Annotated in this window: 9 protein-coding genes; all 9 read right to left on the bottom strand. The window is 40.2% G+C overall.

All coding sequences use genetic code 11. The annotated features are described in order from the left end of the window. Positions 1-1,140, bottom strand: coding sequence for a LegC family aminotransferase (locus J5X92_RS00725; protein WP_208804227.1), 1,140 nt, complete (start codon positions 1,138-1,140; stop codon positions 1-3). A gap of 8 nt (positions 1,141-1,148) precedes the next feature. Then, positions 1,149-2,126 carry an NAD-dependent 4,6-dehydratase LegB gene (locus J5X92_RS00720; protein WP_129737020.1) on the bottom strand — a complete coding sequence of 326 codons (978 nt, stop codon included), beginning with the start codon at positions 2,124-2,126 and terminating at the stop codon, positions 1,149-1,151. A 75-nt stretch (positions 2,127-2,201) separates the two neighbouring features. Then, positions 2,202-5,573 (bottom strand): 6-hydroxymethylpterin diphosphokinase MptE-like protein, encoded by a 3,372-nt coding sequence (locus J5X92_RS00715; protein ID WP_208804225.1) that lies wholly within the window; start codon positions 5,571-5,573, stop codon positions 2,202-2,204. Between the two features lie 2 nt (positions 5,574-5,575). Next, on the bottom strand, positions 5,576-5,890 hold the full coding sequence (locus tag J5X92_RS00710) for a hypothetical protein (RefSeq protein WP_129737016.1): 315 nt from the start codon (positions 5,888-5,890) through the stop codon (positions 5,576-5,578). Next, on the bottom strand, positions 5,887-6,315 hold the full coding sequence (gene fliS / locus J5X92_RS00705) for a flagellar export chaperone FliS (RefSeq protein ID WP_013785132.1): 429 nt from the start codon (positions 6,313-6,315) through the stop codon (positions 5,887-5,889). Before fliS ends, J5X92_RS00710 begins: the two co-directional genes overlap by 4 nt. Positions 6,316-6,333: 18 nt before the next feature. Continuing rightward, positions 6,334-7,767, bottom strand: a complete 1,434-nt coding sequence (gene fliD, locus J5X92_RS00700) for a flagellar filament capping protein FliD (protein ID WP_013785133.1) — start codon at positions 7,765-7,767, stop codon at positions 6,334-6,336. A gap of 37 nt (positions 7,768-7,804) precedes the next feature. After that, positions 7,805-8,293, bottom strand: coding sequence for a flagellar protein FlaG (locus J5X92_RS21355; RefSeq protein ID WP_126872005.1), 489 nt, complete (start codon positions 8,291-8,293; stop codon positions 7,805-7,807). A gap of 89 nt (positions 8,294-8,382) precedes the next feature. Further along, the gene (locus tag J5X92_RS00690; protein ID WP_126872006.1) at positions 8,383-9,222 is read right to left on the bottom strand and encodes a flagellin; all 840 of its coding nucleotides are present in this window, start codon (positions 9,220-9,222) and stop codon (positions 8,383-8,385) included. 722 nt (positions 9,223-9,944) lie between these two features. Next, complete coding sequence (locus tag J5X92_RS00685; protein WP_208804223.1) at positions 9,945-10,796, bottom strand: flagellin; 852 nt, start codon at positions 10,794-10,796, stop codon at positions 9,945-9,947. Between the last annotated feature and the right edge of the window lie 392 nt (positions 10,797-11,188).

Genomic DNA, 11,188 nt, shown 5'->3' with positions numbered 1-11,188 from the left:
CTACCCCCTCACTGAACTAGGCAAGTTCACTAATCGTTTAGCCAACCACTCAGTATTATCTAAGGGAGCACGAATAGACTTAGCGTACATAGGAAGAAGATGCATCGGAGTCCATACGGGGCGAAGCATGATGCCAGCATCGTTGCTCGATGACAGTAATGAGTTTCTTTGTTTTTCGTCTTTGCAGATAATGGCATTTAACCAATAGTTGGATACACAGCCTTCAGGCTCCTTCACAAAGGTATAAGGCTGTTCAGAAAAAAATTCTTCATAGACTGACGCTAATTCACGTTTATTTGTTATAAATTTATCTAATTGCGTGAGTTGGGCGCATCCCAAAGCGGCATTCAAATTTGGCATTCGAAAATTGCATGCAACTTCATCGTGAAAAAATTCAAATCTATGTGGGACTTTGGCGGTAGTCGTGAAATGCTTTATCTTTTTATATGCAGTTTCACTTTTACACAAAATGGCACCGCCGCCTCCTGTGGTTATAATTTTATTACCATTGAAGCTCAAGGCACCATATTGGCCAAATGTACCCAGAGACTTGCCTTTGAATGTAGAACCTAAACTTTCTGCCGAATCTTCTACTAGTGCAATACCCCATGTATCACATATTTTAGCCAATGCATCTATTTCAGCAGGGTGCCCGAAGGTATGCATTGGCACTACTGCTTTCACAACTTGTTCAGTTTTCTTGTATATGCATTGCCCATTTACAACATCACAATGACTACTTAAAAATGCTAAAAGCGAATTGGGGCACATGCCCAGCGTTTCCATACTGACATCCACAAACGCAGCTTCTCCGCCCAACCAATGTATAGCGTTGCATGTTGCGACAAAAGTGAGGGATTGTGTAATAACAATATCATTTGCTCGAACACCAGCTAAATAAAGTGCAGTTTGAAGTGCAGCAGTGCCATTTACAACTGCAACGCTATAAGGGGCATGGCAAAAACCAGCGAGCTCACTTTCGAAAGCATCAACGTATGCACCAACACTTGAAACGAAAGTTGAATCTATTGTATCCGTAATATTACTCTTCTCATTGCCACCGAAAAAAGGAGCATGAAGCGGAATGATATCGTTAGTGTCGAAAACATCTCTTATGAAATGAATAAGGGTATTGTGCATAGCAATTTTTACTTGTTATACCGGTCAGTTTTATATTGAGACAGATTATGGGGGTTCGAAAACCAAGATATGGTTTGAGCTAATCCCTCATCAATTGATGTTGAAGGTACAAAACCCGTCAGGTTCTTTAACTTCGTATTATCACCCCATAACCTAAAGACTTCTGAGGTTTTAGGTCTTAGTCGAGCTTGGTCAATTTCAAACACAACCGAGCTGCTCATGATGTCACGTATTTTATTTAAGGTAGCTTCAACGGAGATTTCGTAATTCGTACTTATATTAACTACCTCACCTACCGCCGCTTCACACTGACTAAGTTGCCAAAATCCTTCACATGTGTCTAAAACGTAATTGAAATCACGTGTAGGACTGACATCTCCTAACTTAATCCTATCAACCCCAGAAGCAATTTGACCAATAATGGTAGGGATCACTGCCCGCGCTGATTGCCTAGGTCCGTAAGTATTGAAAGGACGAGCAATAATTACCGGTAGATCAAAAGCACTAAAATAACTAGTCGCAATGGCATCAGCACCTATTTTAGAGGCACTGTAAGGTGATTGCGCTTGAAGCGGGTGATCTTCATCAATCGGAACATATTGTGCTGTTCCGTACACTTCACTGGTAGAGGTTTGTATGAAGCGCTTTATACCATGACGTTTTGCAGCTTGGCACATATTCAGCGTGCCTGTTACATTCGTATCAACATAACTATTTGGAGCACTATAAGAGTAAGGTATTGCAATAAGCGCAGCTAAATGAAATACGATATCGATAGAGTCACAAATGGTGTCGCAGAAGTGCGGGTCTCTTACATCGCCAAAGACAATTTCGAGATTATCTTGGTTTTCTTTACCTTCTAGCCAACCTTGAGAATTAAATGAATTGTATTGGCACAAGGCCCTTACTTTACAACCTTTAGATAACAAAAGTTCTGTAAGGTGTGACCCAATAAAACCATCAGCCCCTGTAACCAATACCTTCATAACATTAACCATTCCATTTATCAGGCGATAACATGTCTAAAAACAACTTATCTAATTATTATAATCTTATCTTACTTATTGACGCTTCAGAGCGCTAACGCTTAAAAACTCTTTCTCAGTTTTGATACGAACGATAAGTAACTCTTCTGTAAGCCTCGGACGATACGATAGCCTGTCTCCGAACGCTAAAATCAATGCTTCTTCGCTGAGTAGTTTACTGGTTAGCAACAGAAAGTCTTGCGTTTCATATACAGTATAATGCTGTAGCGCTTTTGTTACCGTATTTAAACCGTCAATCTTACTATTCTGATAAACAATAAGTTTCGGAATGACGATACAATCTTCAATAGTAGAATATAAAGCGTTGGCGCAATGGTGAACTTGATCAAACTCGGGAGGAACAATACTAAAATTCACGTCCGGATTAACGCACGCTAAGCTAAGCAAAGCTTTGTTACACCCTCTCATACCTATAGCCAAACTGGATAGCGAATCAACGATGTATATTGCTTCTTCGTCTAACTCATCAGTGGGAAAACCAAACTCAATTCGTTTACCTTCAGGGCTTTGAATATCGTTTATTTTTACATTTTGTATCTCACACCATTTTTCCAAAGCGTACAATTTCGAGCTTGGTGAGATATTGATTTTGATTGATTGACTTTCAGATAGCGTCTTCAAATAAATGTTTCTGCGTAAACCATAAAAACTACCAGAACCATCGAGACCTATTTCATCATTCTCCATGACGGACATGATGTCTTCAACGTAACGTATCCACGTTTCTATTATGGTTTTTCCAACTTCCATCAGTAAATCATCATCACCGATATTGAGAAGTTTGCTCAACACACTATTAATATAATTAAGTGTCCCGTTAAGTAAAAAAAACAACAACGATTTCTTTCTAAATAAAGACGATACTAGCAAATCTCTTTGCAGTGAAATGACTTGGTCGATATCTTCTCGGGTTTTTAACTCTCTTTTCAGCAAGTGCAAAAGAGATAACAACTCCTCTGACAGAGAATCGCCTTCAAACCTCGTGCTCAATTCTTGGTTAAATTCTTTCTTATTTACAGGAGCAAATGCTGAGTGACTTATCGTATTTAGTAACTCTTTTTTTAACTCTGCAGTTGATAGTACTAAAACGTCATCGCTGTTAAGCCCTATGGCTCCATTAATCTTGGCCCCATCACTTAAATTATAGACACTAGACTTGGTACTAACGAGAGATTGTTCAATGACAGATTTAGACACTTTGAATTCAAATTTCGAATTTACCCAAGGTCGTAGATTTCCAGGAACCAAGATTGTCGTGTTGTTGCGACTTGCATAATCGTACAGTTCTTTTCCATTATCTTGATAGTACCCTGACATTTTTGAGTGATGATAGTTTGGGTCTTTAAATCCTAAATCAATGCCGAACAAATATATTTGCTGAAACCCTAACGTAGTAATTAAGTCTACAACGAAGTTTGAAACAGTAGGGTAAGCGTGACTTAGATGCGCAAACTTTTTATGATTATGAAGCTCAGCACATGCCACCGTTGAAGCTTCACCTTGTTTGAAGGCAAGCAGAGTATTACCATAGAGTTGCATGGTATCGGGATGGATACCGTTGCAGCTTAGTAATCGAATTTTCTTCAAATATTCATTATCTTGAATTCGAGTGGCCCAGTCATGAGTCGCTCGGTTCATCTCAATTTCAGCATGAAAATCAGGCGTAATTCCGTTGCGATGAAGCGACTGTAAAGCGGTACCGCAAGAAATTATTACCACATTGTCTTTTTCACTTTTTAATACATCAATTAAATCATCCAAAGAAGGACCATTACCGACTATAAAAATAGGCACTTCTTTCACATGTGCAGATAGTAGTGAACTTGCATTATCTAATAAAAAAGGGGTGTCTTTCTCAATGGCGACGCGTGTGTGAGCAAGGCCATACTTTGCATTATCAAAGTAATCTCCCATCGCAATAATTACTTGAAGCTGCTCTCTCATTTGAGAGATTGCCGCCACTAACCTTTCGTTATAGTACCCTTGATAAAAATATGTGTTGGCTAGTACGTATGGGCCTACCGATTGAAATTGCACCAATAAATCGTCAGTTAGGTTGGTACCATCATCTCCCACATTCAAATATAACCGCTTATCACCGTCGTCAAAGCAATGAAGAATTTCATCCCAGTTTACGGTGAATAGTGACGCATAGAAAAAATCTTTATTTGGTTCGCAAATAAACAGCTTATCTACACTATGACTCTCTATTAACTCATTCAGTGAATAACCCGCACCTAACCCGAAGAAGATTAATGAGCGAACTTTTTCTGGTAACGCGCCTTTTACTTCATCTAAGCCACTCATTATAGATTCGCATTCAGACACCAATCTATAATGAAGATAATTGCGAAGTTTTATTCCTTTGTAGCCAAGTATTAAGCCATCTTTATTTGGGTGTTGTTCAAAAAGCGAAAAGCTATCTTTTCCTCCCTGACTGGGTGAATCATCGTAGAAAAGAGCACCGGTAGATTCGTAACAAAGATTTGTTTCACCTGTTGTATTTGCTACAGGCATCCAAAATTGAGGGCTATAATTTGAAAACTCTTTATGTAAGTTTGGGAAGTACTTTGCGAGCGCTGCTAAGTTTTTTTCTTTTTTACAATGATCTAGGTTTTGCTCGCTCCAACTTCCACTTTCAACATGCAATGTCCATGGCGGGACATAATTAACTAGCGATGACTTTAAAGAATGTGCAGGAACCCAGCTTGCCATATCTTGCCAAAGATTGGATCTGAGAAAACGTTCTACACTATCAAATGAAGGGCTATTTAAATGTTTATAAATTACCATTCCGCGAACAGAAAAATTTTGATTGAGCTCCTCTATGTTGCTATATAATTCACTCGCATCTTTATTAATTTGTAGAAATAGAGCAATGTCAGCTTCATTGGCTTTTCGTAATATAGACTTCCAATCAATAGCAGATACAGATGAAGCGAAATAATCCTCATTGGGCTCATAAATGACGATATATTTGTATTTTTTTTGTTCTATTAATTCAGGCAAATAATAGCCGAGTCCCAGCCCCAGCACGACTAACAACTCTGCACTTTGCAAATTTGCTTTTTCGACTGAAATATCAATAATCGGCGCACGTGAAAGCGCATTATCTATGTGCTTTTTGCTTTCCTGTTCTGGATTTAATCCATAAAGAACGTTACCGGTGAGATAATCGATTATATTGATATGACCCAGCTTATTACAAAACACTGTTGCCGAACGTGAGCGGTTAGACATTAAAGAAGGCAGGAGAGTAGGAATATTACGTTTGAAGGCCTCAATGCCATCATGATGACGGCGCTGAATTAATTTAGCAGCCTCCATTTCAATTTGTTGCTGCCTTTGTTCGTTTTCATCAATGTGAAACTGAATTTTGTTTAGCATGATTATTTATATTTCTTTAATGCTGCCCGTCCACGAGAATATTGAACGGCTTCGTCTTTAGCGCTATCTAGCAAACCACGCGCCAGTTTCTCCAATTTATTATTTATCTCTAACTCTTTTGCAGCGAATGCCTTTTCTACATCGGAGTCCATTTGCTTCAGCGCCCGCCGTATGACACGGTCGCGCAATTGAACCAAAGATCTAAAATTTTCAGTAGGGAGTGGGACGTCAGAAGGCACCAAACAGGCAGCTAATTTTTCATTAACTACCTGTAAGAATAAAGGGGTGAGTTCGTGATTAAAAATAACCTGGTTCACATAGCTTGACGATTTTGACGCTGAGCTTCAAAGGCCTCTTGCTTTGCAGTTTCAGGAATTTGCACCCACGCGTCTCGAATAGGTGTTAATAGGCTAGACACTTCATCCAGTAACTTCAAGTCGTTATTTACATGTGCATCATTTAAACGCTGAATCATGTAGTCATATAAATTAAACATGTTCTGCGCTACTTCACCGCCAATTTCAAGGTCTAACGTATCTCGTAAATGCATGAGGATAGCACTTGTCTTAGAGATAAAATCTGCTTTGGTGATAAGATCTTTTCTTTCCATTGCACCTTTGGCGTAGGCGATACGATCCAACGCGCCTTGAAGCAGCATAAGTGTAAGCTTGTGCGGATCCGCAGACGCTATATCTTGTTTTAGGTTACCTTTGCGGTAAGCGTTAATGCCTTTAAGTGCCATAAAATCTCCGAAAACTTCTTAGCCTAGTGAAGCAAGTAATGCCGAACTAGTCTGGTTTAGCTGAGCAACAGTTTGGTCTAAATTCAAATACTTATCACGAAGAATTTCTTCATAACTAAGCATTCTCAGTTCCAATGTCTCTCGCTCGTCGTACAAATCATCTCTATCGTCTTTGGCTGACCGTTCACGCAAACTAATCAACCCGCTGTACGAGGTATATTGGTTAGCAAATTCATAAAGCCGTACCGCAACACCTTCATCGTCATCAGTAAATAGCGATGCTATTTCATCAAAATTATCTTCAAGAGCATCAGCAAGACGATCTTCGCCTGACCCCAATCCATAGTCGGTGGTACCAATTTCTAGTTTACCATCGTCATCAAATTCTATGCCTAACTGGAACAATCCACCCAATGCAGACGCGCTGTTACTGTCACCTACTATACTGGCCAAGCCTGATTGTATTCCGCGCAATAACGAATCTCCCGCCAATGCGCCATCATCTTCTAATTCCGACTCACCGTATTTTGTCAGCAGGCCTATTTCATCAATCAAACTATTGTAGTTTTCTACGAAATCACGAATTTTTTTATCGAGGCCTTCTTTGTCGTAACCAATCTCTAATTTTGTAGAAAGGAAATCGCCAACAGCGTCTTTGGGCGAAATTTCGTTAACTTCAAAAGACACGTTTTGAATCGTATTTTCAAACTCATTCGATTCACTTTCAACCGCGATACCGTCTATATAGGCAATCGCATTTTGTGCAGATTCGATGTTCGCAGGGTCGATGCTACCTGCACCACCAGTGGTGGAAAGCCTATCTAACTCCGCGTTACCATTATCATTAGTAATCACCAAATCGTTGCCTGTACCCGTTTCGCTAGAACTAAATACTAAACGAGGGCCGGCAGCTGTGCCGGTATCGATAATGTTGGCAGTTACACCGAAGTTATCATCTGCGTTATTAATTTTTTCTCTGAGCGCGGTTAAAGAGGTACCAGCAGTAATATCAATCGTGAAGCTGTCGCTTCCGCCTACATCAAACGTAAGTGAGCCTGTTCCCGACGTTAAAACGGGATCAGAACTGGCGGTAAACGCACCATCGTCGGTAGTAATTCGGCTGCCTTGGGCTAATTGCTCAACCACAATATCGTACGAACCACGAAGGGCCGAATTAGATGCTTCTGCAGACAGTACATCATCGTCTTCAGAAGGATTAGTAATCGTCGGTTCACGACCGTTAATGTCGTTATCGCTTCGTAGATCATCAACCGCATCTTTAAAATCAGAAAATTTGGATTTGATCTGACCTAAGCCTGAGATTTCCGCTTCAATCTGTTCTTCTTTTGCATTCAACCGATCTTCTTTCGGCTGACGTTCAGCGGTAAGAAGCTGTTGAACTAGGTCGTCAAGTGCTAAACCTGAACCTACCCCTAATGATTGAATTGTCATACTTTACCTCGTTAAACACGGTTGTTAAACACGGTTACTAGACGCGATTGTTAATAAATACCCCTACACTGTCGCCAACGTCTTGCTGCAAATCTTGAATACGTTCAGCAAGCGCTAATACTTCTTCAGAGGGTATTTGTCTTATTACATCACCAGACTCAGAATCTTTTACCGTAACAACCGAGCGCTTAGTTTCGTCATCAATAGAAAACGCCAAATTCCTATTTTGCGTTTGCAAGAATGATTCTACTTCTTGAACTGCATTCTCTAGCGAAGCTTGATTCTCTATTCCAGACTCTTTATCGGCCGGAGCATTAGAACCTTGAGGCAAATTTTGTACACTAGATACATCATTTTTTAGTGCAGAATTGGTTTGACTACTGTTCGCTTGCTGTTGGCCAGCACTATTGTTTTCGCTGTCGTTGCTCGCTTTCGCTGAGCTCTCGTTTGGTGCTACTTTAGACACAGGTGCTGACTCAGAAGCTAATGCAAAAGCCTGACCAGTTTGATTATTTACAATTTCCACTTATTTCACCCCCCTTTTGAAACGACAAAACGGGCCCTTGCAAGTAAGCAAGCACCCGTTACATTCCAACTAAGGTATTAAATTATAGCTTATCCAAGCAAAGATAGCGCAGTTTGAGGGCGCTGGTTTGCTTGACTTAGTACAGAAATAGATGCCTGCTGAATAATCTGATTACGTGTCAGATCTGCAGTTTCAGATGCAAAATCTGTATCACGAATCTGAGAACGTGCAGATGACAAGTTCTCACTGATATTGCTTAGGTTACGAATAGTTGATTGGAAACGGTTTTGAAGCGCACCCAGGTCAGCTCGAACCGCCCCAATACCTGATATTGCAGCGTCTACGTCAGATAGAAGCGAAGACGCACCATCAGCTGTGGCAACACTGTTAGTAGTAATGCCCAATCCAGTCGCACTAAATCCATTGATAGAACCTAAATTACCGCTTGATAAATTAACAGAGATAGTTTGGCCCGCGTTTGCACCAACTAAGAAAGATGCAGAAAAATTTCCATCCAATAAATTTACACTTCCGAACTGCGTATCTGTCGCAATGCGTGAAATTTCAGTTCTAAGCGCCGACACTTCTTTTTGAAGTGCTAAGCGGTCAGCTGAAGAGTTAATTCCATTTTGTGATTGAACTGCTAATTGACGAATACGCTGTAAGCTAGACGTTACTTCGCTTAGCGCACCTTCAGCAGTCTGTGATAATGAGATAGCATCGTTAGCGTTACGAACAGCTTGGTTCAAACCTTCAACTTGGGACGTTAGACGGTCAGAAATTTGAAGACCAGCAGCATCATCAGCCGCACTGTTGATACGAAACCCCGATGACAATCTCTCAAATGACGTGTTCAATTTATCACTTACGTCAAAAAGCTGACGTTGAGCGTTAATTGATGACACATTAGTATTTACAAATAAAGACATTAGATTACCTCCTAGGGATTCAATGATGCCTGTGCTATCATCAAACCCTTCCAGTTCAAATTAGCTGGGTCACTACTCCCGACTAACTTCCTCTTGCAAAGTAAATTACATTACCCCTCAACAATAGGTATCGGCCAAGTCTTTAGCTTCTTTAGTTTTTTTTTGATTTTTTTTTCAAATAAATTCAAAGAATATTTAAGCTATTGATTTATAGAAATTAATTATCTTTTTATTTTTATGTTTTTTTGTCTTTTTAGCCATTAAATAGACACAGATGCTAATCAATTAGTGATAAATCGATTCACATTTTGGCTGACAACATTTATTTTGAAGGTAATGCGGCATCGTTAGGTTTAACAATGATTCGTAGGTTTGACACATTAAATGAATACACTTGGCATGGAAGGTGCATTTGTATTTGTGAATCATTAATTTTGCTCAAGTTAATGATTTCAGTTTGGCAGGGTGTTTAGGCTTAGAATAAAAAAAAGGCCGAGACATTAAATCTTGGCCAATCTGCTCACGTTAGGAGATTGAGCAAATACTGTTTCAGTCGGCTGGCAGGGTTTTAGTAGGATAAACTGGCCTCTCAACCAACACTTCTACACTCTCAGTCCTGTTAGTCGGCGCTTTCTCAAAGGGGGCGGCCTTAAATGGCCGCCATTCCTTCATTAGGGGATGGCCTCTCAACTCCTTCCCAATTAAAACGCCTTATTTACTTCTTACCCTAGTAGTGACAATGCCGCTTGTGGACGTTGGTTTGCTTGGGCAAGAATAGTGGTACTTGCTTGCTGAAGAATCTGGTTACGGCTCAACTCTGCCGTTTCGGTGGCAAAATCTGTATCTTTAATTCGTGATCTTGCCGCTGATACGTTCTCAGAAATATTACTTAAGTTTCTGATTGTTGACTGGAAGCGGTTTTGAAGCGCACCCAAGTCTGCGCGAAGACCACCTATTGCAGATATCGCATTATCCACTGAGGTAAGTAGTGCTGATGCATTCGTTTCTGTTAATACATCATTATTCCCACCAACAATTCCTAAGCCTGTTGCACTGAAGCCATCAATACCTGCGCGGCCCAATGCTTGTGTCGACAAGTTAACAGAAATTGTTTGTCCCGCATTTGCGCCTACTAAGAAGCGAGCTGAAAATGCGCCAGTGAGTACATCTACGCCAGCGAACTGGGTTGTGGTAGCAATACGTGAAATTTCAGTACGAAGCGCTGACACTTCTTTTTGAAGTGCTAATCTATCCGCAGAAGAGTTAATACCATTTTGCGATTGGATAGCAAGGGTACGAATTCGTTGTAAGGCAGTCGTTGTTTCTTGCATTGCGCCTTCAGCAGTTTGCGATAATGAAATCGCATCGTTTGCATTACGTACCGCTTGGTTTAGGCCTTGAACTTGCGAGGTCATACGGTCAGTAATTTGCAGACCTGCAGCATCATCAGCGGCGCTGTTAATTCTAAAACCAGATGATAAACGTTCAAATGCAGTATCTAAGTTATTGCCTGTTGAAAACAACTGGCGCTGCGCATTAAGCGATGACACATTAGTATTTACAAATAGACTCATGAGAGGTCTCCTAACAGTTTAAGTTTTGCGCTATTGATTTTATTATTTGCGCGAGTTAATTAAATATTTTGGCATATCTTGTGCTTCACATAATTGTCAGGATTTTATTCTGACGCTTTAGCGGGTCACTCCCGGTGAAGCTTGTTACACAGAGAAGGAAACTTCTCTTTTGCTGACTGTCGGGTTTGTTGTTCCAGACCTCAAACCTCTCACTACCTCTTGGCTTCATTCTCGCCAGTCAGCAGCCCAATCAGCAAACTTAACTCTTTATCGACTTACCTCACTATTTCCTTTAGAACTTTATGAAAATAATTTTTACGATTTTAAGCTATTGATCTCCTTACAATAACTAAAACCTAGCAGTCAATTAACACTCTTTAAAACACCATAAA

Origin of the sequence: Alteromonas sp. K632G, from assembly GCF_017653625.1 — a bacterium.
GTDB lineage: Bacteria > Pseudomonadota > Gammaproteobacteria > Enterobacterales > Alteromonadaceae > Alteromonas > Alteromonas naphthalenivorans.
The sequence above is the reverse complement of the archived record's forward strand: the minus strand, read 5'-3'. Positions and strand labels throughout refer to the sequence as shown.